This window comes from Cellulosimicrobium composti, from assembly GCF_010287905.1.
GTDB classification, from domain to species: domain Bacteria; phylum Actinomycetota; class Actinomycetes; order Actinomycetales; family Cellulomonadaceae; genus Cellulosimicrobium; species Cellulosimicrobium composti.
The window spans coordinates 1-23,612 of the sequence record NZ_JAAFAN010000047.1 but is presented as its reverse complement, the minus strand read 5'-3'; the positions used below and the strand labels follow the sequence as shown (position 1 = coordinate 23,612).

The following is a 23,612-nucleotide window of genomic DNA, read 5'->3' as shown; positions in this document are numbered from 1 at the left end:
CGCGAGACTCCCCCGGCGTCAGGCCGGGACGCCGAGCGCCGCGCCCAGGGCGCGGTCCATCGCGTCGAGCGGCGCGACCCGGCCCGTCATGAGGCGCACCTGCTCGGCCGCCTGGTGCAGGAGCATCCGCTCCCCGCCGACGACGGTCCCGCCGGCCCGGGCCCAGGCCGCGGACAGCGCGGTGGGGCGCGGGTCGTAGACGACGTCGAGCAGCACTCCCGTCAGGGCCGCGCCGGACGCGGTCACCGCGTCCGCGACGGGGTCGGCGACGCGCGAGGGCAGCGTCGCGACGACGACGTCCACCCCCGCGAGCCGCGCGGCGAGCGCGGGCGACGCGGGGTCGAGGACCTCGAAGCGCGGCTCGACGCCCATGCGGTGCGCCGCGCGCTGGAGCGTGCCGGTGCGGCCGAGCGACCGCACGAGGACCGTCGGGTCGGTGCAGCCGAGCTGGGCGAGCGCCGCGAGCGTCGACGCGGCGGTCGCGCCCGCGCCGAGCACGACGGCGGTCCGCGCGTCCCGCTCCCCCAGCCCCTCGCGCAGGGCCGCGACGAGGCCGTGCACGTCGGTGTTCGTGCCGACGAAGGTCGGCCGCCGGCCGCCCGTCGGTTGTACGACGAGCGTGTTGACCGCGCCCACGACGTTCGCGAGCGGGTCGACGTGGTCGAGCAGCGGGATCACCGCGTGCTTGAGCGGCATGGTCAGGCTCAGGCCCGCCCAGGACGCGTCGAGTCCGTTGACCAGCGCCGGGAGCTGCTCCTCCGTCGTGTCGATCGCCTCGTACGTCCAGCCCTCGAGGCCGAGCGCGGCGTACGCGGCGCGGTGCAGGACCGGGGACAACGAGTGGGCGACGGGGTGCCCGAGGACGGCCGCGCGGCGCGGCGAGCTCGTCGCGCTCACCCGCCGTTCTCCGCGAGCCACTGCCGGTACTCCTGCTTGAACTGCTCGAACTCCGCGTACTTGTCCGTGAACTTGGTCTCGCCCGTGTCGAGGTTGACCGTGACGTACCAGAGCCAGGGGCCCTCAGGCGCGTTGAGGACCGCCTCGACGCTCTCGCGGCTAGGACTCCCGATAGGGGTGGGCGGCAGCCCCTGGTGGACGCGCGACGCGTACGGGAGCTCGGGGTTCTGGAACTCCTCGCTCGTGATCTCGCTCGCGGGCTTGCCGAGCCCGTACACGTCGATCGCGTCCATGCCGAGCGGCATGCCGTCCTCGATGCGGTTGTAGATGACCCGGGCGACCTTCCCGCGCTGCTCCGCGTTCTTCCCCTCCCATTCGACGATCGACGCCATAGTGAGCACCTCCTGGAAGCGCTCCGGGGGGACGCCGAGGTCGGCGAGCTCGCTTGTCGTCTGGCCCACCATGCCCTGGATGATGCCCGTCGCGTTGACATCCCCTGGCTCAAGGACGTAGGTCGTCGGGTAGAGCCAGCCCTCGTAGTTCCCGTTCGCCTCGGCGGGCAGGCCCGTCGCCGCGGTGTCGGCCATGGCCGTCTCGAACTCGGCGACCGGGATGCCCGTGACCGAGGAGGCACGTTCGAGGACCTGCTTGACCGTGAAGCCCTCGGGGATCGTGATCTTGGTCTCGACGCGCGAGTCGTTCGCGACGAGGCGCGCGACGGCGTCCTTGGCGGACATGCCGAGGAGCAGCGTGTGGGTGCCGGGCTGGATCTTGCCGGCGTTCGGGTTCGCCTCGAACGCCTGGATGAAGGCGGCCGAGCTCGCGACGACGCCCGCCTCCGTGAGCGCAGCACCCATGTCGCGACCCGTCGAGCCGGGCTCGATGACGACGTCGACCGGGTCGGTGCCCGGTCCCTCGAAGTCCTTGGCCTCGAGCGGGTTCGCGAAGCCGAACAGGCTCGACGCGTTGTTGAGCAGGAGGTACCCGGCACCGCCCACGACGAGGACGGAGACGAGCAGCACGACGAGCGCGCGGCGACGCCGGCGCTGGCGTCGCTTCTTCGCCGCCCGGCGAGCGCGCTGCTCCGCGCGCGACGAGCGCGCAGGTTGCTGCTCGCCCTGGACGGCGGGCCGATCGAACAGGTCGGTCACGGTCGGTGGTCTCCTGTCGGGTCTACAGGTTCTCCGGCGCGCACCCCCGCGCCCCGCTCGGCGTCGAGAGCGGATTGCAGAATGATAACGGCGGCGGCCTGGTCGACGACGCTCCGGTGCTTGCGCCCGGCGCGTCCCGACGCGTGCAGCGCCTGGTGCGCGCTGACGGTCGTCATCCGCTCGTCGACGAGGTGCACCGGCACCGGGGCGACGACGCGTGCCACCAGTCCAGCGTACGCCCGTGCGCTCTGGGCCGCGGCGCCCTCGCCCCCGGAGAGGTGGCGCGGGAGGCCGACGTAGACGACGCGCGCACCGCGCTCGTCGACCTCGGCGGCGATCCGGGCGACGTCCGCCGGCACCGCGGCGCCCGTGCGGGTGTCCCGGGCGAGCGTCTCGACGGGTGTCGCGACGAGCCCGTCCGGGTCGCTCGCGGCGAGCCCGACGCGCACGCTCCCGACGTCGACGCCGAGGCGCGCCCCCCGCGGGAGGGGGGCGCGCCCGTCGTCGCCGGTGGTCGGGGGGACGCCCGTCACGCGGCCGCCGCGACGCCGTCGCGCACGCCCTGAAGCGCCGCGGGAAGCGCGGACGCGTCCGTGCCGCCGCCCTGCGCCATGTCGTCCTTGCCACCGCCGCCGCCACCGAGCGTCTGGGCGGCAGCCTTGGCGAGCACCCCGGCGCGCAGCCCGGCCGCGCGGGCGGATGCGTTCGTCACGACGACGACCTGCGGGCGACCCTTGGCGACGCCGCCGACGGCCACGACCGTGGGGTCGGCCTCGCCGAGACGGCCGCGGACGTCGAGCGCGAGGGCGCGCAGGTCGTCCGCGGAGGCGACCTCGCCGGCGTCGTGCACGACGACGCGCGTGCTGCCGACGAGCTCCGCGCCCGCCGCGAGCGTGCCCGCGACCGCGAGCAGCTGCGCCTGGCGGAGCTGAGCGAGCTCCTTCTCCGCGTCGCGCAGGCGCGACACGAGCGCGCTCACGCGGTCGGGGAGCTCGTCGGTGCGCACGTTGAGCAGGCCGGTGAGCTGGCCCACGAGCGCGTGCTCCTTGGCCTGGAAGCCGTACGCGCCGTCGCCGACGAGCGCGTCGACGCGGCGCACGCCCGAGCCGATCGAGGACTCGCCGAGCAGCGTCACGAGGCCGAGCTGGCCCGTGCGCTGCACGTGCGTGCCCGCGCAGAGCTCGCGCGACCAGTCGCCGCCGATCGACACGACGCGCACGACGTCGCCGTACTTCTCGCCGAACAGCGCCATGGCGCCCATGGCGCGCGCCTCGGCGATCGGCATGAGCTGGTCCGTGACCTCGAGGTTCTCCTGGAGCTGTGTGTTGACCCGCTCCTCGATCTCCGAGAGCGCGCCCGAGGGCACGGCGGACGAGCGGCGGAAGTCGAAGCGGATGCGGCTGGGCGCGTTCTCGGACCCAGCCTGGGTCGCGTCCTTGCCGAGCGACTCCTGGAGCGCCTTGTGGATCATGTGCGTCGCCGAGTGGGCGCGGCTGATCGCCTTGCGGCGGTCCCGGTCGATCGTCGCGGTCCCGGGGTCGCCGAGCGCCGCGGTGCCCTCGACGAGGCGGCCGCGGTGCACGGACAGGCCCTTGATCGGGCGCTGGACGTCGTCGACCTCGATGGTCGCCCCGCTGTCGAGCACGATCGTGCCGTGGTCGGCGAGCTGGCCGCCGGCCTCGGCGTAGAACGGGGTGCGGTCGAGCACGACCTCGACGTCGGCGGGGGCCGTCGCTGCGGGCGCGGGCACGCCGTCGACGAGCAGGCCCTCGACGCGCACGGACGCCGACGACTCGGTGTACCCGAGGAACTCGACAGGAGCCGCGAGCCCGGACGCGAGCGACTCGTACGCCGCCGTGTCCACGCCGCCCGAGCGCTTCGCGAGCGCGTCGGCGCGCGCACGCTGGCGCTGCTCGGTCATGAGCGCGCGGAACGCCTTCTCGTCGACCTGCACGCCCTGCTCGGCGGCCATCTCAAGCGTGAGGTCGATCGGGAAGCCGTACGTGTCGTGGAGCGCGAACGCCTGGTCGCCGCCCAGCACCGGCGTGCTGCCGGAGCCGGCCGCGGCCTTGGCCCTGGACACGGCGGTGTCGAGGATCGTCGTCCCGGCCGTGAGCGTGCGGCGGAACGCGTCCTCCTCCGTGTAGGCGACGTCGGAGATGCGCGCGAAGTCGGTCGCGACCTCCGGGTACGACGGCGCCATGGCGTCGCGGCTCACGGGCAGCAGCGCGGGCATCGCGCGGTCCTCGACGCCCAGCAGGCGCATCGCGCGCACCGAGCGGCGCAGGAGGCGACGCAGCACGTAGCCGCGGCCCTCGTTCGACGGGCGCACGCCGTCGCTCATGATCATGAGCGCCGAGCGCACGTGGTCCGCGACGACGCGCATGCGCACGTCGTCCTCGTGGTTCGCGCCGTACCGCCGGCCCGAGAGCTCCTCGGCCGCGGCGATGACGGGGAACACCTCGTCGATCTCGTAGAGGTTGTCCTTGCCCTGGAGCAGGTACGCGACGCGCTCCAGGCCCATGCCCGTGTCGATGTTCTTGCGCGCGAGCTCGGAGACGATGCGGAAGTCCTCCTTGGACTTCACGTCGTCGATCGCGTACTGCATGAACACGAGGTTCCAGATCTCGAGGTAGCGGTCCTCGTCGACGACGGGCCCGCCCTCGCGGCCGAACTCGGGGCCGCGGTCGATGTAGATCTCCGAGCACGGGCCGGCGGGGCCGGGCTGGCCGGTCGACCAGTAGTTGTCCTTCTTGCCGCGCGCCTGGATGCGCTCGTCGGGCAGGCCCGCGATGCGCTTCCACAGCTGCCGCGCCTCGTCGTCGTCGTGGTAGACGGTGACCCAGACGCTCTCCGGGTCGAACCCGTACTTGCCCTCCTCGCGCGAGCCCGTGACGAGGTCCCAGGCGTAGGTGATCGCGCCTTCCTTGAAGTAGTCCCCGAACGAGAAGTTGCCGTTCATCTGGAAGAACGTGCCGTGGCGGGTCGTCTTGCCGACCTCGTCGATGTCGAGCGTGCGCACGCACTTCTGGACGCTCGTCGCGCGGTCCCACGGCGGCGTCTGCTCGCCCGTCATGTACGGGATGAACGGGACCATGCCCGCGATGGTGAACAGCGTGGACGGGTCCGGGGAGACGAGCGACGCCGACGGCACGACGGTGTGGTCGCGGTCGGCGAAGTAGTCGAGCCAGCGCTTGCGGATCTCGGCGGTGCGCATGATGTCCTTCGGGGGCAGTCGGTGGGTCGTGCGGGGGTCGTGCGGTGGGGCTCGCGGCGCGGGCGCCGCGTCCTAGAAGGAGTAACCGAGGAGGTCCTCGACGTCGTCCGTGTCGTCGGTGGGTGCCGCTGCGGCGGACGGTCGCGCGTGGCGGCCGGCCGCCCGGCGCGCTCGCACCGCCTCGGGGTCCTCCTGGCCCTCGGCGAGGAGCGCCGCCATGAGCTCCTGCTCGCGCGCGTCGCGCGCCGCGGCGAACTCGACGCGGAAGTCGCGGGCGATCTCGACGACGCGCTCGCCGAGGCCGTTGACCTGCTCGGTCGCCTGGTCCACGAGCGACGCGGGGGCGAGGCGCGCGAGGATCCGCCGGCCGCGGACGACGACCACCACGGTGATCGCGACCCCGACGCCGACCCAGAGCACGCGGCGCATCAGCGCCGACCCCCCTCACGGCCCGAGGACCGGCCGCGGCCGAACGAGCGCGCGGCGGCCTGCCGCACGCCGTAGGTGAACGCGGCGACCTTGACGAGCGGCGCGCCGAACGTCGCGGCGTACAGGCCGGTGAGCGCGGAGACGTTCTCGCTCACCTGCGCGGCCGACGTCGTGATGGTGTCCACCTTGACGAGCTGGCTGTTCGTCGTGGCCACGGTCGAGGCGGCCTCGTCGAGGATCGGGACGGAGTGGTCCGTGACCTCCTTGATGCTCGCGCGCGCCTCGTCGAGCACGCGGCCGAGCTTGAGGAGCGGCACCGCGAGCAGACCGACGAGCAGCACGAACGCGACGGCTGCGATGAGGCCGGCCACATCTCCCAGGGACATTCTTCCTCCAGTGCCTGTCACGGTGCCTTGTCCGGGCCCGCCCGACGCGCGCCCCGGGCGGGTCGCCGCGGGGTCCTCGCGGACGACGCGCGGCTCCGCGAAACACTACCCGCACCAGGGCGGGGACCGGCGTCCGGCACGGCGCGACGGGGCGACGCGGACGGGTCCGCAAGGATCGGTGCAGCGCCCGGACGCACGAACGCCTCGCTCGCCGACGAAGCGGGGAGCGAGGCGTCCGGAGCGGGACTCAGCGAGCGTAGTACTCGACGACGAGCTGGACCTCGCACTGCACGGGGACCTCGGCGCGCTTCGGGCGACGCGTGAGGACCGCGCTCAGCTTCTCGAGCTGGACGTCCAGGTAGCCCGGGACGGCGGGGAGGACGTCGCGGTGCGCGCCCGCGGCGGCGACCTGGAACGGCGTCGTCGCCTGGCTCTTCGGCTTGACCTGGAGGGTCTGGCCGGGCTTCACGCGGAACGACGGGCGGTCGACGATCTTGCCGTCGACGAGGATGTGGCGGTGCGTGACCGCCTGGCGCGCCTGCAGGATGGTGCGGGCGAAGCCGGCGCGCAGCACGAGCGCGTCGAGACGGGTCTCGAGGTTCTCGACGAGCGCCTCACCGGTCAGACCCTTGTCCTTGCGGGCCTCCTCGTACGCACGCGCGAGCTGCTTCTCGCGGAGCATGTACTGGGCGCGCAGACGCTGCTTCTCGCGCAGACGGACCGCGTAGTCGGACTCGGTGCGGCGGCGGGCCCGGCCGTGCTCACCCGGGGGGTACGGGCGCTTCTCGAAGTGCTTGACGGCCTTCGGGGTGAGGGCGATGCCCAGGGCGCGGCTCAGGCGGACCTGGCGGCGCGAGCGCTTGACAGACGTCACAGCGTTCTCTCATTCCTGTCGTGTGTGTTCTGACGTCACACCTGGTCCCGAGGAGCCGGGTCCGGGTGCGGGACCAGCCGATGGACCGCGCGTCTCTCCGCCGGAGAGGCGCGGGTCGGGGCCGAGGTCCCAGGTGGTCGCCGTGCAGGCAACCTGAGAAGTCTACCGCACCACCGGAGCCGCCAGGTGCGGTCGGTCGTGAAGTCGGTCGCGCGGTCGGTCGCGCGGGCGGCGCTCTCCGCGCCGGGCCGTCGGGGCCGTGCCCGGGCGGTCAGGGTCGCGACCGGTCCGCGCCGCCGGGCGCGAGGATGTCCCGGATGCGCCCCAGCCGGTCGGCGACCTGCCGCTCGTACCCGCGGTCCGTCGGCGTGTAGTACCGCGACCCGACGAGCGTGTCCGGCAGGTACTGCTGCGCGGCCACGCCGTGCGGGGCGTCGTGCGCGTAGACGTACCCGGTGCCGTGGCCCAGCTGCTTGGCCCCCGGGTAGTGCGCGTCGCGCAGGTGTGCCGGGACGGACCCCGCCCGGCCGGCCCGTACGTCCGCGAGCGCCGCGTCGATGCCGAGGTAGGCGGCGTTGGACTTCGGCGCGGTCGCGAGGTGCACGACGGCCTCCGCGAGGACGATCCGCCCCTCGGGCATCCCGATGAGCTGGACGGCCTGCGCGGCGGCGACGGCGGTCTGCAGGGCGGACGGGTCGGCCATGCCGACGTCCTCGGCCGCGGCGATGACGAGGCGCCGCGCGATGAACCGCGGGTCCTCCCCCGCGGCGATCATGCGCGCGAGGTAGTGCAGGGCGGCGTCGACGTCGGAGCCGCGCATCGACTTGATGAACGCGGAGACGACGTCGTAGTGCTGGTCGCCGTCGCGGTCGTAGCGCACGGCGGCGACGTCGACGGCGCGCTCGACCGCGTCGAGGTCGACGCGCACGGGGTCGCCGTCCGTCGTGGCGTCGGGAGCCGCGGCGTCCTCGGGGTCGGCGTCCTCGGACGCGGCGGGCGCCGCGGGCGCGGGGGCGTCGGAGAGGGCGGCTCCCGCCGCGGCCTCGAGGACGGTGAGGGCCTTGCGGGCGTCGCCGCCGGCGAGGCGCACGAGGTGGTCCTCGGCCTCGTCGGTGAGCGCGACGAGGCCGCCGAGCCCGCGCTCGTCGGTGACGGCGCGGCGCACGAGCGCGCGGACGTCGTCGTCCCCGAGGGGCTGGAGCGTGAGCAGGAGCGAGCGCGAGAGCAGGGGCGAGTTGACGGAGAAGCTCGGGTTCTCCGTGGTCGCGGCGACGAGGGTGACCCAGCGGTTCTCGACGCTCGGCAGGAGCGCGTCCTGCTGCGACTTGGAGAAGCGGTGCACCTCGTCGATGAACAGGACGGTCTCCTCGCCGCCCGTGGCGAGGCGGCGGCGGGCGTCCTCGACGACGGTGCGGACGTCCTTGACGCCCGCGGTGACGGCGGAGAGCTCGACGAAGCGGCGGCCCGAGGCGGTCGCGATGAGGTAGGCGAGCGTGGTCTTGCCGGTGCCGGGAGGGCCCCAGAGGATGACGGAGCCGGGTGCGGCGCGCCCGCCGGACGCGTCGCTCCCGGTGCCGGACTGGATGAGGCGCCGCAGGGGCGAGCCGGGCACGAGCAGGTGGGCCTGGCCCGCGACCTCGTCGAGGGCGGCGGGGCGCATGCGCACGGCGAGCGGGGCCCCCGGTCCGGGTCGCGGCGTGCCCTGCGCGCCGGAGGTGGCGGCGCCGAAGAGGTCGCCGCCGAAGAGATCACCGGTGGACATGGGCCCGAGCCTACGCACCGCCGCCCACGGGTCGTGCCGACCGGGTCCTGGGGAGGTCGGGTGAACGTCGGTCCGCACGGTGCGGGGCGATCTGACAGGCGGCACGGGCTGGTGGGATGCTGACGCTCGTGTTCGAGAGCCTTGGTCGTCGTGTCGCCCGCCGTCCCCGCCTGACCGTCGTCGTGTGGGTCGTCCTCACCGGTCTCGGTTTCGCGCTCGCGCTGTTCGGCGTGCACGGCGAGGGCGTGTTCGACCGGGTGACGACGGGCGCGCCGACCGTCCCCGGCTCGGACAGCGAGCGCGCGACGCAGGTCCTGGCCGAGAACGACGAGGGCGGTCCGGAGATCACGCTGCTCGTGAGCGGGGTCGACCCGGCGGACGCCGAGGTCGTCGAGGCGATGACCGAGGTCAACGCGGACCTCGTGGCGATCGAGGGCGTGGACACGGTCATCAACCCGTACGTGATCCCGGGCGGGGTCGAGGACCCGGCGGCGCAGTCGCTCGTCGCGAGCGACGGGGAGGGGTTCCTGTCGGTGGTGACGCTGCGCACCGACATCGACGCCGAGCGCACGGACGCGGTGGCCGAGCGGGTCGTCGAGCAGCTCGACGCGGTCCCGGCCACGCTCGCGCAGGCCACCCCGGGCGCGGCCGGTGACGCGACGGGGCTCGTGGGCTCGAACGCCCTCATCGTCGAGGCGATCACGGGGCAGGTCGAGGAGGACCTCACGACGGGCGAGAAGGTCGCCCTGCCGGTCGCGCTGCTCATCATGGTGCTGGTGTTCGGCGGGTTCCTCGCCGCGGCGATGCCGATGGCGGGCGCGGTCGCGTCCATCGGGACGGGGCTCGGCGTGCTGCTGGGCCTGACGTACGTGCTCGACGTCGACGCCTCGGTGGTCAACGTCGTCACCCTGCTGGGCCTGGGCCTGTCGATCGACTACGGCCTGCTCGTCGTGTCGCGGTTCCGGGAGGAGCTGCACCGCCTGATCGCGGCGGGCGACGACCCGGCGCTGCGCCGGCGGCGCGGGGACGGCGTGGTGCACGCGGCGCTCGTGCGCACGATGGCGACGGCGGGACGCACCGTCGCGTTCTCCGCGCTCACGGTCGCGATCTCGATCGCGGGCCTCATGGTGTTCCGCCCGGACATCCTGCGGTCGGTCGGCGCGGGCGGGCTGGGCGTGGTGCTCGTCGCGGTCGCGACGGCGCTCACGCTCGTCCCCGCGCTGCTCGCGTTCTCGGGGCGCCGCCTCGCGAAGCCCGGCGTGCTGGGCCGCGTGCCCGGCCTGCGGCGGCTGCTCGCCCGCACGGCGGACGTGCAGACGGACGAGGGCGCGTTCTCCCGGCTCGCGGCACGCGTGCAGCGTCACCCGGTGTGGGTCCTCGTCACGACGGTCGTCGTGCTCGTGGTCCTCGCGCTGCCCGTGCTCGGGCTGCACCTGCGCAACTCGGGCATCGAGCTGCTCCCCCAGGGCTCGCCGCAGCGCGAGTTCGTCGACGAGCTCGCGGCGCAGTACCCGTCGAGCGAGAGCGCCCAGGTGGTCGCGGTCGTGGACGCGAGCGTCGCGGACGCGCAGGCGTGGGCCGACGACGTCGCGCGGCTCGACGGCGTCGCGAGCGTCGACCCGGCCGCGCCGGTGGGCCCGTACGCCGTGGTCGGCGTGCACGTCGAGGCCGGTGACGCGGGCAGCCCGGAGGCGGTGTCGGTCGTGCGGGAGGTGCGGGCCACCGACGCAGGATTCGACGTGTGGGTCACCGGGCAGGCCGCGGGTCAGGTCGACTTCCTCGACGCGCTCGGCGAGCGCGTGTGGTGGGCCGTGGGGATCGTCGTCGGAGCGACGCTCGTGCTGCTGTTCCTCATGACGGGCTCGGTCGTCGTGCCGGTCAAGGCGCTGCTGACGAACGCGCTCTCGCTCGCGGCGTCGCTCGGCGTGCTGGTGTGGGTGTTCCAGGACGGGCACCTGGAGGGGCTGCTCGGCTTCACCTCGGTCGGGGGGATCGAGACGTACGTGGTCGCGCTCGTCGTGGCGTTCGCGTTCGGCCTCGCGATGGACTACGAGGTGTTCCTCCTCGCGCGGGTCAAGGAGCTCTACGACGCCGGCGCCACGAACGACGAGGCGGTGCGCCTCGGCCTGCAGCGCTCCGGGCGGATCATCACGTCGGCGGCAGCGATCATCATCGTCGTCTTCGCCGGGTTCGTCGTGGGCGACCTGCTCGTCATCAAGGAGGTCGGCTTCGCGCTCGCGGTCGCGGTGCTCGTCGACGCGACGATCGTGCGCCTGCTCCTCGTCCCGGCGACGATGACGCTCCTCGGCCGGTACAACTGGTGGGCGCCGCGGCCGCTGCGGTGGGTGCACCGCCGTCTCGCGATCACCCACTGACGCGCCCGCACCCCGAGGCGCGCAGAGCGCCGAGGGCGCCCCACCCGCGTGCGGGGTGGGGCGCCCTCGGCGCTCTGGCTCGGACGGCGTCAGGCGCCGGCCGCGCCGTCCGCGTCGGCGGCCGGGGCGGCGGGCTTCGCGTCGACGCCCGCCTCCTTGCGCTGCTCGGGCGTGATCGGCGCGGGTGCCTGCGTGAGCGGGTCGAACCCGCCGCCCGACTTCGGGAACGCGATGACGTCGCGGATCGAGTCGGACTTCGTCAGCAGCGCCACGATGCGGTCCCAGCCGAACGCGATCCCGCCGTGCGGCGGCGCGCCGAACTTGAACGCGTCGAGGAGGAAGCCGAACTTCTCCTGCGCCTCCTCGGGGCCGATGCCCATGACGTCGAAGACGCGCTCCTGCACGTCGCGGCGGTGGATACGGATGGACCCGCCGCCGATCTCGTTGCCGTTGCACACGATGTCGTACGCGTAGGCGAGCGCCTCGCCCGGGTTCTGCTCGAACGTGTCGATCCACTCCGGCGTCGGGGACGTGAACGCGTGGTGCACGGCCGTCCAGGCGGAGTGGCCCAGGTCGACGTCGTCGTCCTCGCCGGTCGGCTTGAACAGCGGCGCGTCCACGACCCACACGAACGCCCACGCGTCCTCGTCGATCTGCCCCGTGCGCCGGGCGATCTCCTGGCGCGCGGCGCCGAGCAGCGCACGCGAGTCCGACGTCTTGCCCGCGGCGAAGAACACGGCGTCGCCCGGCTGGGCGCCCGTCGCGGCGCGCAGTCCCTCGCGCTCCGCGTCGGACAGGTTCTTCGCGACCGGGCCGCCGAGCGTCCCGTCCTCGCCGAACGTGACGTACGCGAGGCCGCGGGCGCCGCGCTGCTTGGCCCACTCCTGCCACGCGTCGAACTGGCGACGCGGCTGCGACGCGCCGCCCGCCATGACGACGGCGCCGACGTACTCGGCCTGGAACACGCGGAACGGCGTGTCCTTGAAGTAGTCCGTGAGCTCGACGAGCGGGTTGCCGAAGCGCAGGTCGGGCTTGTCCGTGCCGTACAGGCGCATCGCGTCGTGGAACGTCATGCGCGGGATCGGCGTCGGGATCGTGTACCCGACGAGCTCCCACAGCGCGACGAGGATCTTCTCCGCGAGGGCGATGACGTCGTCCTGCTCGACGAAGCTCATCTCGACGTCGAGCTGCGTGAACTCGGGCTGGCGGTCGGCGCGGAAGTCCTCGTCGCGGTAGCAGCGCGCGATCTGGTAGTAGCGCTCCATGCCCGCGACCATGAGGAGCTGCTTGAACAGCTGCGGCGACTGCGGCAGCGCGTACCAGGAGCCGGGCGCGAGGCGCGCGGGCACGAGGAAGTCGCGCGCGCCCTCCGGGGTCGAGCGCGTGAGGGTCGGCGTCTCGATCTCGACGAAGTCCTCCGCGTCGAGCACGCGACGCGCGGCCTGGTTGACCTTGGCGCGCAGGCGCAGCGCGTGCGCGGGCGCGGGGCGGCGCAGGTCGAGGTAGCGGTGCTTGAGGCGCGCCTCCTCGCCGATCGTCTCGGTGTCCGCGAGCGCCGTGGAGACCTGGAACGGCAGGGCCTCGGAGGTGTTGAGCACGACGACGTCGCTCGCGACGACCTCGATCTCGCCCGTGGGCAGGGCCGTGTTCTCGTTGCCCTCGGGGCGGCGCGAGACCTCGCCGGTGACCTGGAGGACGAACTCGTTGCGCAGCGGGTGCGCGACGGCCTCGTCGCGGATGACGACCTGGGCGATGCCGGACGCGTCGCGCAGGTCGATGAAGGCGACGCCGCCGTGGTCGCGCCGACGGTCGACCCAGCCCGTGAGGGTGACGGTCTGACCGGTGTGCTCGGCCCGCAGTGAGCCGGCCGTTCGGGTGCGCAGCACGGAGGGTTCCTTCCAGGTGGGCGGGTGGGGTCGCGCTCCCGGGACGGGGGCGCGTCCCGCGAAGTCTAGTGCGGGCGGGCGCCGGGGCTCGACCGGGATACCGTGGCGGGTGCCACCGGGCGGTGCCGGGCACCGTTGGCCGGTGGCGGCGCGCACCGGCCGGTGCGCGCCCGCACGAGGAGGGAGACCTGGTGGCACGCACCATCGCGACGAACCGGCGCGTCGAGCGCGACGAGCTCGTGGAGTTCCTGCGTTCGCGCCACGACGGCGTGCTCGTGACGACCCGCCGGGACGGTCGCCCGCAGCTCAGCCCGGTGACGTACGGGGTCGACGCCGAGGGTCGGGTGGTCGTGTCGACGTACCCGGAGCGCGCGAAGGCGGTGAACGTGCGCCGTGACGCGCGGGCGTCGCTGCTGTCGCTCGGCGAGCGGTACTCGGACCCGTGGGTGCAGGTCGACGGCGAGGCCGAGGTGATCGACCTGCCGGACTCCGTCGAGCCGCTCGTCGAGTACTACCGGTCGATCAGCGGCGAGCACCCGGACTGGGACGAGTACCGTGCCGCGATGGTCACGCAGGGCAAGTCGCTCGTGCGCCTGACGATCACGCGCTGGGGTCCGGTGGCGACGGGCGGCTTCCCGGCGCGCCTCGCCGACGCCTGACGGTCTCGCCGAGCGACGGCTGGGGCGCCGGCGACCGCAAGGGCACGGGCGAGCGCGGGGGGGACGAGCCCGCCTCGGAGCGGGGAGGCTGTCGAGCCGTGGCGGCACGCGCAGCGGCGTACCGTGCCGAGCATGCCGATCACCCTGTGCGTCCTGCTGTGGCCCACCGCGGGCGACGCCGACATGCTCACCGCGTACGAGGACGACGTCCTCGCCCTCGTGCCGGTCCACGGCGGGCGCGTGGTCTCGCGCGTCCGCGCGCTGCCCGGCCAGGACGCGTCGCTGCCGACCGAGGTGCAGGTCATCGAGATGCCCGACGACGACGCGCTCGCCGCGTACCTGGCCGACCCCGCGCGCGTCGCGCTGGCCGACGTCCGCGACCGGGCAGTGGCCCGGACGGACATCGTCCGGGTCAGCGCCGTGCCGCACCGCGACCGGCCCTCCTGACCCGCCTGCCGGGCGCACCGGCCGCGGTCGCGGCTCCTCCCGGCCCGGCGCCCCGTCAGAACAGGACCTGCTCCACTCCCCCGCCGACGACGTCCAGCCCCGCGCCGTCGACCGGCATCCCCGCGAGCGCCCCGTCGTGGCCGCGGTACCCCGCCGCCCGGTCGCCTCGTGCGATGCTCCCGGCCGGGTAGGCCCCGTCCGTCGGCGGGTCGGCGTCGCGCGGGCCGCCGCCGAGGCCGCCGAGCTCGCCGCGGCGGTACCGGCCCTCGACGCCCGCGGGGCCGCGGTGGCCCGAGACGGCGAAGCCGCGCGCCTCGAGCAGGGGACGCACGCGGTCCCAGAGCCACGACCGGTACGCCTTCGAGGCGTAGGTGCCGCGCGCGTAGACGCGCTCGTACCCGGGCACGAGCCGCGGGTGCTCGCGCGCGAGCCACCCCATGTACCACTCGCGCGTGCCGGGCTTGAGGTGCAGGGGCAGCACCGTGACCCCCGTCGCGCCGGCGTCCTTGACGGCGTCGAGCAGGTCGGTGAGCGCGCGCGTCGAGTCGGTGAGCCACGGCAGCACGGGAGCGACCATGACGCCGCACGGCAGGCCGGCCTCGCGGATCGCGCGGATCAGGTCGAGCCGGGCGCGCGGCGTGGGCGTGCCGGGCTCGACGCTCGCCTGGAGCGCGGGGTCGAGGAGGGCCAGGGAGACGCCGATCCCCACCTCGACGCGCGAGGACGCGTCGACGAGGAGCGGGAGGTCGCGGCGCAGGATGGTGCCCTTGGTGAGGATCGACAGCGGGGTGCCGGACCCGGCGAGCGCGTCGATGATGCCGGGCATGAGCCGGTAGCGGCCCTCCGCGCGCTGGTAGGGGTCCGTGTTGGTGCCGAGCGCGACCGGCTCGTGGGCCCAGGAGCGGCGCGCGAGCTCGGCGCGCAGCACCTCGTCCACGTTGACCTTGACGACGACCTCGCGGTCGAAGTCCTCCCCTGCGTCGAGGTCGAGGTACTGGTGGGTCGGGCGGGCGAAGCAGTTGTGGCTCACGACGCCCGCGGCGACGAAGTCGCGCGTGCCGGTGGTGATGTCGACGAGCTCGGTCTCCTCGCCCGGGCCGTCGAGGGCCTCGAGGGAGTCGACCCGCAGCCCGTCGCTGCCCGTCACGTCGCGGCCGTCGAGCACGGCGTCGCCGCCCGCGAGCGCCGCGGCGCCCGGGCCGACGAGCACGTCGCCGAGCGCGAGGTGGGCGCGGTGCCCGGCCCCGCCGACGACGTGGCGCCAGCCGCGCTCGGTGAGGAAGCGGTGGTCGCCGCTCGCGACGAGCCGGGTGCCGTCCGCGAGGGTGACGCGGTAGGCGCGCTTGCGCGTGGTCCAGCGGTCGAGGACGCGCGTGCGCACGTACCGGCGGTAGGCCCCGTGCGGGGCCGTCCCCACGATCTCGTCGCCGACGCGCAGGTCCCCGACGGGGCGCTGGGTGCCGTCGGCGAGCAGGACGGGGGTCTGCGGGTCGAGGCAGTACGAGCACGCGTGGCTGCAGCCCCGGTAGGGGTTGACGGTCCAGCGGAACGGCATGCGCGACATCGCCGGGACCTTGGACAGCGCGCTCCTGGCCGTCACCTCGTGGAACGTGATGCCCGCGAACTCGGGCGTGCGCACGCTGCGCACGAGACCCGCACGCTCCAGCCCCGGGAGCGCGCCGTCGTCCGCGCCGATCGCCTGTCCGTCCCACCGCACCCCGTCATTCGAACAGGTGTTCGAACGAGTGTCAAGGCGCTCGCGCGGTCGGGTCAGCGCGCGTCCTCCTCGACCCACGCCTGGAGCGTCGCGAGGTTCGCGAGCGGGACGAAGTGACCGATCCGGGGGTGGTCCAGCGCCACGCCGACGACCCCGGCCGCGCCGAGCGACGCGACGTAGCCGACGGCGTCCGGCATCGGCACGGCGAGCAGCGGCACCGGCTCGCCCGCCGGGACGACTCCGAGGGCGTGCGCCGCGTCGCGCGCGCGGGTGGCGCTGCTGTAGAGGCAGACCATCGGACCCTGCGGCGCGGCGACCGCGTAGGGTCTCGGCCGGTCGGGCTCGCCACGGGCGACGAAGAACCACGTCGCCAGGCGCGACACCTGTCGCCACAGGGCGACCTGCGCGGTCGTGTCCCCCGGCGCGGCCGCGCGGACCTCGCCGTCGAGGCGGTCCAGCTCGGCGACCGCCGCAGGGTCGTTGTCCGTCGTCATGCGTGCCTCGTCCCGTCGTGTCCCGGCCGTCCGCCGGCGGCGGGGCCCCGGCCACCCTCGCACACGTGCCGCGCGCCGTCCCGCTGCGTGAGACGCGGGTGTCCCCCGCGCGCCCGGCGGGCCTAGGGTCGGGCCGAACGCCCCCGGGGAGCGCACGAGCGCTGAGAGTGCAGGCCGGACACCCGTCCCACCCGCAGACCCGTGGAACCTGATCTGGTTCGTACCAGCGAAGGGAGCAGGGCCGACGTCACCGTCCCCTGCGCGCCGTGCCCGCGCGCCCGGCCGGACGCGCGGGGTGGCGGGCGGCGTCGTCGTGCACCCCTCGACCGGGGGCCCGACGGAGGGAAACCGCATGACCGAGCCCGGCACGACGCCCCCGCCCGCACCGCCCGCCGCGCGGACCCCGGCCACGACCACGACCGCGCCCCCGGCCGCGAGCGCGCCCGACACGAGGGTCCGGCCGCCGGGTGCCGGGGGCCGACGGCGCGGGCCGACGCTGCACGAGACGGTGCTCGTCGCGGTCCTCGGCGTGGTCTTCGGCTTCGTCTACTGGGCGTTCGTGCAGCTCTGGGCACCGCTGCAGATCCTCATGGGCCCGCTCGCGGACCTCGCGGCGAACGTGCTCGCGGGCGCATGGATCGTCGTCGGTCCGCTCGCCACCTACATCGTGCGCCGGCCGGGCGTGGGCGTCCTCGCCGAGACGCTCGCGGCGCTCGTGGAGGTCGTCTTCCTCGCCTCGCCCGCAGGACCGCTGCTCCTCCTCGTGGGGCTCGTCCAGGGCGCCGGCGCCGAGCTCCCCTTCGCGCTCACCCGCTACCGCCGGTTCGGGTGGGGCGTCTTCGTCGCGTCGGGCGTGAGCGCGGCGCTCGTCACGTTCGCGTTCAACGCGGTCCGCCTCGGCTGGCTCGGCCAGGACCTCGCGATGCTGCGCCTGGGCGTCCAGATCGTCTCGTGCGTGGTGCTGTGCGGGCTCGCGGCGCGCCTGCTCGGCGACGCGCTCGCACGCACCGGCGCGCTCGACGCCTTCGCGATCGGCGCGACCCGTGACTGACGGGTCCCGCGCGCCCCACGCCGTCGAGGCCGCGCACCTGGACGTGGCCCTCGGCCACCGCGCGCGCCCGGTGCTCCACGACGTCGACGTCGTCGTGCCCGCCGGCACGTCCCTGCTCGTCGTCGGCCCCTCCGGGTCGGGGAAGTCGACGCTCGTGCGCGCGCTCGTCGGCGTCGTCCCGCACACCCTGCCCGGCGTGGTGCGCGGCCACCTGCGCGTCGCGGGCACCGACCCGCGCGAGACGACGCCGGCCGCGCTCGCCGCGCACGTCGGCCTCGTGCAGCAGCGCCCGGGCGACCAGCTCTGCCTGGCGCGCGTGGACGACGAGCTGCGGTTCGCGCTCGAGAACCGCGGCACCGACCCGGCCACCGTGGACGCGCGCTCGACCGCGGCCCTGGAGTCCGCCGGGGCCGCCCACCTCCGCGACGGGCCGACGCACGCCCTGTCCGGGGGCGAGGCGCAGCGGGTCGCCCTCGCCGCGGCGCTCGTCGCCGACCCGGGGCTCGTGGTGCTCGACGAGCCGACGGCGCTCCTCGACCCGGCCGCCGCGCACGACGTCGGCACCCTCGTCGCCGGGCTCGCCCGGCCCACGACGCCGGTCGGTGGGTCCGACCAGCGGGACCCGGCGGGGCGGGCCCGCTCCGTCGTGCTCGTCGAGCACCGGCTCGACGAGCTCGGCACGCTGCCCGCGGCGACGCTCGCGCTCGACCGCGGCGGTCGCGTGCTCGCGCACGGCCCGACCGAGCGCGTGCTGCGCGAGCACGCCGGCGCGCTCGCCGCGCTCGGGTGCCGGCTCCCGCTCGCGGTCCGGCTCGAGCACGCGGGCGCGCCCGCGCCCCTCGGCGACCCCGCGACCGACGTCTGGCTCGTCGACCTCGCCCGGGGCACGCCCGCACGACGGGCCGGTCCCGCGCACGGGCCGGTGCTCCTGCGCGCACGGGGCCTGGGCGTGCTGCGCGGTGCGCCGGGCCGCCGCCGGCGCGGGGCACGACCCGTGGTGCGCGACGTCGACCTCGACGTGCGGGCGGGAGAGCTGCTCGCCGTCGTCGGGCCGAACGGCGGCGGCAAGTCGACGCTCCTGCGCGGCCTCGCCGGACTGGAGCGCACGACGGGAGTCGTCACCACGGACGCCGGGTCCGTCGCCCTGGTGCTCCAGGACCCCGAGCACCAGCTCCTGGCGCGCACCGTGCGCGAGGAGGTCGCGTGGTCCGCGCGGCGCGCGCGCCGTCCGGACGTCGAGGCGCGCACAGCACGGGCCCTCGAGCGGTTCGGCCTCGCCCACGTCGCCGACGAGAGCCCCTACCGGCTCTCCGGCGGCGAGCAGCGACGCCTGTCCCTCGCGGCCGCGACCGTGCTCGACCCGCCCGTCCTCCTCGCCGACGAGCCGACGTCCGGGCTCGACCGCACCCAGGCCGCCGCCGTCGCGCGCGCCCTGCGGGACCGGGCCGACGCGGGCGGTGCCGTGGTCGTCGTCACGCACGACCTCGCGCTCGCCGCCGCGGTCGCCGACCGCCTGGCCGTCGTCGTCGACGGCCGCCTCGCCGCCGTCGCCCCGCCGCCCCACGTCCTCGCCGACGACGCGCTGCGGGCCCGGGCCGGGCTGCGCCTGCCACCCCTGCTCGCGTGGTGGTCGCGCGTCGGCCGCGCCCGCGGCGTCGACCCCGGGGCGCTCGTGCGCGCGCTCGACGCCGCCACCGACGCGGCGACGGTGCCCGCCGCCTTCGCGGGGTCGCCCCCGTGACCGCTGCCCGCCCGACCCCGCTCGAGCGGTGGAACCCGACCGTCAAGCTCGCGACGGTGCTCGTCCTGTCGACCGGCGCGCTGCTCGTCACCGACCCCGTCACGCCCGCCGTCGGGTGGGCGCTCACGGTCGTCGCGCTGCTCGCGCTCGGCCGGGTGCGCGTGCGCGCGCTCGCCCTCGCGCACGTGCCCTTCGTGCTGCTCGCGACGAGCCTGCTCGTCGTCAACGTCGTGACACGGCCCGGCGGCGAGACCCTGGCGCTCGGGCCGCTCACGGTCCCCGTGGACGGGCTCGCCGTCGGTGCGGGGCTCGCCGTGCGCACGCTCTTCGTGGGCGCGCTGTCGCTCACGCTCGTCCTCGCGACCGACCCCGTGCGCCTCATGACCAGCCTGCACGAGCACGCGCGGCTGCCCGCGACGTGGACGTACGCGGTGCTCGCCGCGCACCGGCTGCTCACCGAGCTCCCGGAGGCGTGGCACACGATCCGCTGCGCCCAGGCCGTCCGCGACCCGCGGCGCCGTCCCGGCACGCTCCCCCGGTCACCCCGGGCGCTCGGCGCGGCGGCGTTCGCCCTGCTCGTCGGCGCGGTGCGGCGCGCCGAACGGCTCACCGTCGCGCTCGAGTCGCGCGGGCTCGGGTCCGGGCCGCGCACGTCCTCGCGGCCCGTCCCGCTCGTCCCGGCCGACGTCGTCGCCGCCGGGGTGGTGCTCGCCGTCGCGACGGCCGTCGTCGTCGTCGGCGTGCGCGCAGGCTGGGTGACGGGGATCGGGGCGCTCACCGCGTGAGCGCGCCGCGGGCCGGGACGGGCCCGTGGCGCGCTCACGCGGCTCGACGACGACGCGCTCGGCGAGGACCGCGACCGACGACGCCGGCCGCGTCACGCCGTCCGGGCGTCAGCCGCCCGCGGGCACCACGCGCGGGAGGAGGTCCTCCGCGGGCGGCTCCCACGTCGTCGCGTCCGCGTCGACCTGCTCGCCGGAGCGGATGTCCTTGACCTGGTCCGGCGTGCGGGCGCCGTCCTCGTCGACGCGGCCGGGGAACCACACGAACGGGATGCCGCGGCGGTCGGCGTAGCGGATCTGCTTGCCGAACTTCGCGGCGGCGGGCGCGACCTCGACGGGGATGCCGCGCGAGCGCAGCGCGGTCGCGACCGCGTCGGACTGCTCGCGCGTCTCCTCGCTCGTCACCGCGACGACGACGGCGCTCGGCACCGAGCGCGTCGCGCGCACCAGCCCCGCGGACAGCAGGCGCGACACGAGGCGGGACACCCCGATCGACAGGCCGACGCCCGGGTACGTGTTCGCGCCGTCGGAGGCGAGCGTGTCGTAGCGCCCGCCGGAGCAGATGGAGCCGAGCTGCTCGTGGCCCACGAGGACCGTCTCGTAGACCGAGCCCGTGTAGTAGTCGAGCCCGCGCGCGATCTTGAGGTCGGCGACGACGGCGCCCGGTGCGCGCACGCTCGCGGCCTCGACCAGCGCGCCGAGCTCCGCGAGCCCGGTCTCGAGCAGCTCGCTCTCCACGCCGTGCTCGGCCGCGAGCGCCCGGACGCGGTCGACCACGCCGGTGTCGCTGCCGCTGATGCCCGCGAGCGCGAGGCACGCCTGCGCCTGCTCGGGGGTCGTGCCCGCCTCCGAGACGAGCAGCGCGGCGACCTTCTCGGGGCCGACCTTGTCGAGCTTGTCGATCTGGCGCAGGACCTCGTCCACGGCGTCGATCCCGAGGCCGCGGTAGAAGCCCTCGGCGACACGGCGGTTGTTGACGAGCACGCGGACCTCGGGCACGCCGATGTCGCGCAGCGCGCCGAGCGCCTCGGCCATGACGAGCGGCAGCTCGACCTCGTAGTGGTAGGGCAGCTCGCCCGCACCGACCACGTCGATGTCGGCCTGCGTGAACTCGCGGAAGCGGCCGTCCTGGGGGCGCTCGCCGCGCCACACCTTCTGGATCTGGTAGCGCTTGAACGGGAACGCGAGGTGCCCGGCGTTCTCGAGGACGTAGCGCGCGAACGGGACCGTGAGGTCGAAGTGCAGGCCGAGCTGCTTGTCGCCCCGGCCCGCCGCGTCGGCGTCGCCCGCCTCCTCCTGCAGGCGCCGCAGGACGTAGACCTCCTTGGACGTCTCGCCCTTGCGCAGGAGCTGGTCGAGCGGCTCGACCGCGCGCGTCTCGATCCCGCCGAACCCGTGCAGCTCGAACACCCGGCGCAGGGTGTCGAGGACGTGCTGCTCGACGATCCGACCGTCGGGGAGCCATTCGGGGAAACCGGAGAGAGGTGTGGGCCTGGCCATGGGTCAGATCTTCCCAGACGCGGGCCGCCCCGGCCGCATCGTCCCGGCCGACGGACGCGCCTCAGCCGGCGAGGAACGGGTTGATCGCGAGCTCGCGCGCGACCGTCGTGGCCGGACCGTGCCCGGGCAGCACGTCCCACGCCGGGTCGAGGCGCGCGACGACGTCGCGCAGGGTCCGGGCCATCGTCGCCCCGTCGCCGCCGGGCAGGTCGGTGCGCCCGACCGAGCCCGCGAACAGCACGTCGCCGCTGAGCACGACGCCCGCGCCGGGCGAGCCCGCGAGGTACAGCGTCGAGCCCTCGGTGTGCCCCGGCGCGCCGACGGCGCGCAGCACGACGCCGCCCCACCGCAGCTCGCGGGCCTCGCCCGGCCCTGCGTCGAACGTCTCCACGCGGCCCGGCTCGCGGTAGTCCTCCGGCCGCGCCCCCGCGGCCGCGAGCGCGGCGCCGAGCGGTCCCGACGCGAGGGCGCTCCCGCGCGTCCCGGCGTGCTCGAGGCTCCCGAACGGGTCCGCGAGCCGGTACGCGTCGGCCGCGTGCAGCACGACGGGGACGTCGAGGCGGTCCGCGAGCGCCGCCGCGTCCCACGTGTGGTCCACGTGCCCGTGGGTCGCGAGCACGGCCCGCGGCGCGAGCCCCGCGTCCCGGACGTGGGCGACGACGGCGTCGGCGACCCCGGCGCCGGCGTCCACGACGACGCAGTCCCCGCCGGGCGCGCTCACGACCGTGCAGTTGGTGCCGAACACGGGGGCGACGACGACGTGCAGCGCCACGTGGGGTGCTCCCGGGGCGTCGTCGGGCGGGCTCGGGGGCGTCGTTCCGGAGGGTCGGTCCACACCGCCGAGCGTAGCCGCGGGCGCCCGCCGGGGTCGGGCCGGGCTGCGCCCGGCCCGCGCGCGCCGTGGGGCGGTCGATACCGGACCGTGACCTGGGCGCGGCAAATCCACCCGCCACCAGGGTCCTCGGTGCCTACACTGTCCCCTACCGACCGCGGCTGCACCGGGGTCGACCGTGCGCGCCGTCGCGGCGCCGGACGAAGGAGCTGGGGTGTCGACGAAGAGTCGGGAGCGCGAGCAGGCGCGTCGTCGTGAGGAGAAGTGGGAGCGTCACGTGGCCCAGCTCCGCGCGAGGCGCCAGCGGACGTGGTCGATCGTCGGCGTCGTCGCGGCCCTCGTCGTGATCGGCGTCGCCGTGTGGTGGGCGCTGTCCGCCGCGCAGAGCCCTGGCACCGACCCCGGCGCGGACCCCGCGGGCGAGACCGCGCCGTCGGGCGAGCACACGCTGCCGCCCGCGTCCGCCGCGGAGGGCCGCGAGTGGACGTCGACGCTCACCACGAGCGCGGGCGACATCACGCTCACGCTCGACGGCGCCGCCGCGCCCCAGGCGGTCGCGAGCTTCGTGGCGCTCGCCGAGTCCGGGTACTTCGACGGCACGTCGTGCCACCGCCTCACGACGTCGGGCATCTACGTGCTCCAGTGCGGCGACCCGACCGGCACGGGCACGGGCGGGCCCGGCTACTCGTTCGGCCCCATCGAGAACGCCCCGACCGACGACGTCTACCCGGCCGGCACGGTCGCCATGGCGCGCCAGGGCGGGAACGCCGAGTCGATGGGCTCCCAGTTCTTCCTCGTCTACGAGGACTCGACCATCCCGTCCGACGTGGCGGGTGGTTACACGGTGTTCGGCACCATCACGTCCGGCCTGGACGTCGTCCAGGCAGTCGCTGACGCGGGGACGCAGGACGGATCCGGCGACGGGTCTCCTGCCACCCCGGTCACCATCGAAGGAGTTGAGACCCAGTGAGCGATCCCGCCAACGACCAGGCGAGCGCACCGGCACCGGAGCCCGCGGAGGCGAGCGAGACCGGACGGGTCGACGCGACGGACGTGGAGCCGACGACCGACGCGGCCGACACCCCCGCCGAGGCGACGCCGTCGCAGGACGCCCCCGCGACCACCGAGAGCGCCGCCGAGCCGGTGGCGGCCGACGAGGCACCGGCGGTCTCCGCCGACGACGACGCGACCGCTCCGGCCGAGCCCGTGGACACCACGGCGACCGAGACCCCTGCCGACGCGCCCGCCGAGGACCCCGCGCAGGCCGCGGCACCCGCCGAGGACCCCGCGCAGGCCGAGGTGGCGGACGCACCGGCGGCCGAGGCTCCCGCCCCTGCGGCGCAGGACGCGCCGGCCGCCGAGGGTGACGCCGCGGCCGCCGCGCCGACGCCGCGGCCCGCGGCCCCCCGACC

The 23,612-nt window shown here is 75.5% G+C and carries 20 protein-coding genes, 1 pseudogene and 1 riboswitch; of the genes and pseudogenes, 8 read left to right on the top strand and 13 right to left on the bottom strand.

Features of this window, described 5'->3' with window-relative positions; all coding sequences use genetic code 11:
• Positions 1-18: 18 nt before the first annotated feature.
• From GYH36_RS13685 to GYH36_RS13650, 8 genes are all read right to left on the bottom strand, one after another.
• A complete protein-coding gene (locus GYH36_RS13685) occupies positions 19-897 on the bottom strand; it encodes a shikimate dehydrogenase (RefSeq protein ID WP_162290116.1) in 879 nt (292 codons plus the stop codon).
• Positions 894-2,048: an endolytic transglycosylase MltG gene (mltG, locus tag GYH36_RS13680; protein ID WP_024839626.1), complete on the bottom strand. Its 1,155-nt coding sequence runs from the start codon at positions 2,046-2,048 to the stop codon at positions 894-896. The genes GYH36_RS13685 and mltG overlap by 4 nt, the downstream gene beginning before the upstream one ends.
• On the bottom strand, positions 2,045-2,581 hold the full coding sequence (gene ruvX, locus GYH36_RS13675) for a Holliday junction resolvase RuvX (protein WP_115942516.1): 537 nt from the start codon (positions 2,579-2,581) through the stop codon (positions 2,045-2,047). Before ruvX ends, mltG begins: the two co-directional genes overlap by 4 nt.
• Entirely contained in the window at positions 2,578-5,265 is a 2,688-nt protein-coding gene (gene alaS, locus GYH36_RS13670) for an alanine--tRNA ligase (RefSeq protein WP_162290115.1), read from the bottom strand. The genes ruvX and alaS overlap by 4 nt, the downstream gene beginning before the upstream one ends.
• 72 nt (positions 5,266-5,337) lie before the next feature.
• Positions 5,338-5,694, bottom strand: coding sequence for a hypothetical protein (locus tag GYH36_RS13665; protein WP_024839623.1), 357 nt, complete (start codon positions 5,692-5,694; stop codon positions 5,338-5,340).
• A complete protein-coding gene (locus GYH36_RS13660; RefSeq protein ID WP_024839622.1) occupies positions 5,694-6,080 on the bottom strand; it encodes a DUF948 domain-containing protein in 387 nt (128 codons plus the stop codon). The genes GYH36_RS13665 and GYH36_RS13660 overlap by 1 nt, the downstream gene beginning before the upstream one ends.
• Positions 6,081-6,327: 247 nt before the next feature.
• Positions 6,328-6,954 (bottom strand): 30S ribosomal protein S4, encoded by a 627-nt coding sequence (rpsD, locus tag GYH36_RS13655; RefSeq protein ID WP_024839621.1) that lies wholly within the window; start codon positions 6,952-6,954, stop codon positions 6,328-6,330.
• Between the two features lie 271 nt (positions 6,955-7,225).
• The gene (locus tag GYH36_RS13650) at positions 7,226-8,716 is read right to left on the bottom strand and encodes a replication-associated recombination protein A (protein ID WP_162290114.1); all 1,491 of its coding nucleotides are present in this window, start codon (positions 8,714-8,716) and stop codon (positions 7,226-7,228) included.
• Between the two features lie 128 nt (positions 8,717-8,844).
• On the opposite strand from GYH36_RS13650, the gene GYH36_RS13645 reads away from it, so the two are divergent.
• Positions 8,845-11,091 (top strand): MMPL family transporter, encoded by a 2,247-nt coding sequence (locus GYH36_RS13645; RefSeq protein ID WP_312028637.1) that lies wholly within the window; start codon positions 8,845-8,847, stop codon positions 11,089-11,091.
• 89 nt (positions 11,092-11,180) lie between these two features.
• On the opposite strand, the gene aspS is transcribed toward GYH36_RS13645, so the two are convergent.
• Complete coding sequence (gene aspS, locus GYH36_RS13640; RefSeq protein WP_115942512.1) at positions 11,181-12,977, bottom strand: aspartate--tRNA ligase; 1,797 nt, start codon at positions 12,975-12,977, stop codon at positions 11,181-11,183.
• 191 nt (positions 12,978-13,168) lie between these two features.
• Here aspS and GYH36_RS13635 point away from each other — a divergent pair, with 191 nt between their 5' ends.
• Positions 13,169-13,636, top strand: coding sequence for a PPOX class F420-dependent oxidoreductase (locus GYH36_RS13635; protein ID WP_162290112.1), 468 nt, complete (start codon positions 13,169-13,171; stop codon positions 13,634-13,636).
• 132 nt (positions 13,637-13,768) lie between these two features.
• Complete coding sequence (locus GYH36_RS13630) at positions 13,769-14,083, top strand: DUF1330 domain-containing protein (protein ID WP_115943647.1); 315 nt, start codon at positions 13,769-13,771, stop codon at positions 14,081-14,083.
• Between the two features lie 55 nt (positions 14,084-14,138).
• Here the strand turns inward: GYH36_RS13630 and GYH36_RS13625 are convergent, their stop codons facing one another.
• Entirely contained in the window at positions 14,139-15,800 is a 1,662-nt protein-coding gene (locus tag GYH36_RS13625) for an Rv2578c family radical SAM protein (RefSeq protein WP_162290111.1), read from the bottom strand.
• 53 nt (positions 15,801-15,853) lie between these two features.
• Positions 15,854-16,294 (bottom strand): hypothetical protein, encoded by a 441-nt coding sequence (locus GYH36_RS13620; protein ID WP_115942509.1) that lies wholly within the window; start codon positions 16,292-16,294, stop codon positions 15,854-15,856.
• Between the two features lie 134 nt (positions 16,295-16,428).
• Positions 16,429-16,548: riboswitch (TPP riboswitch) on the top strand.
• 98 nt (positions 16,549-16,646) lie between these two features.
• On the opposite strand from GYH36_RS13620, the gene GYH36_RS13615 reads away from it, so the two are divergent.
• The 3 genes from GYH36_RS13615 to GYH36_RS13605 are packed head-to-tail and all read left to right on the top strand — an operon-like array spanning position 16,647 to position 19,871.
• Positions 16,647-17,345, top strand: coding sequence for an ECF transporter S component (locus GYH36_RS13615; protein WP_162290110.1), 699 nt, complete (start codon positions 16,647-16,649; stop codon positions 17,343-17,345).
• Positions 17,338-19,086, top strand: coding sequence for an ABC transporter ATP-binding protein (locus tag GYH36_RS13610; RefSeq protein ID WP_162290109.1), 1,749 nt, complete (start codon positions 17,338-17,340; stop codon positions 19,084-19,086). Before GYH36_RS13615 ends, GYH36_RS13610 begins: the two co-directional genes overlap by 8 nt.
• The gene (locus GYH36_RS13605) at positions 19,083-19,871 is read left to right on the top strand and encodes an energy-coupling factor transporter transmembrane component T family protein (RefSeq protein ID WP_162290108.1); all 789 of its coding nucleotides are present in this window, start codon (positions 19,083-19,085) and stop codon (positions 19,869-19,871) included. The genes GYH36_RS13610 and GYH36_RS13605 overlap by 4 nt, the downstream gene beginning before the upstream one ends.
• A 108-nt stretch (positions 19,872-19,979) precedes the next feature.
• Here the strand turns inward: GYH36_RS13605 and hisS are convergent, their stop codons facing one another.
• On the bottom strand, positions 19,980-21,368 hold the full coding sequence (gene hisS / locus GYH36_RS13600) for a histidine--tRNA ligase (RefSeq protein WP_162290107.1): 1,389 nt from the start codon (positions 21,366-21,368) through the stop codon (positions 19,980-19,982).
• 61 nt (positions 21,369-21,429) lie between these two features.
• The gene (locus tag GYH36_RS13595; RefSeq protein WP_312028636.1) at positions 21,430-22,203 is read right to left on the bottom strand and encodes an MBL fold metallo-hydrolase; all 774 of its coding nucleotides are present in this window, start codon (positions 22,201-22,203) and stop codon (positions 21,430-21,432) included.
• Between the two features lie 211 nt (positions 22,204-22,414).
• Here GYH36_RS13595 and GYH36_RS13590 point away from each other — a divergent pair, with 211 nt between their 5' ends.
• Both GYH36_RS13590 and GYH36_RS13585 read left to right on the top strand, forming a co-directional pair.
• The gene (locus tag GYH36_RS13590; RefSeq protein WP_115942503.1) at positions 22,415-23,170 is read left to right on the top strand and encodes a peptidylprolyl isomerase; all 756 of its coding nucleotides are present in this window, start codon (positions 22,415-22,417) and stop codon (positions 23,168-23,170) included.
• A pseudogene (locus tag GYH36_RS13585) lies at positions 23,167-23,612 on the top strand (dihydrolipoamide succinyltransferase); the annotation flags it as partial. The gene GYH36_RS13590 and the pseudogene GYH36_RS13585, both read left to right, overlap by 4 nt.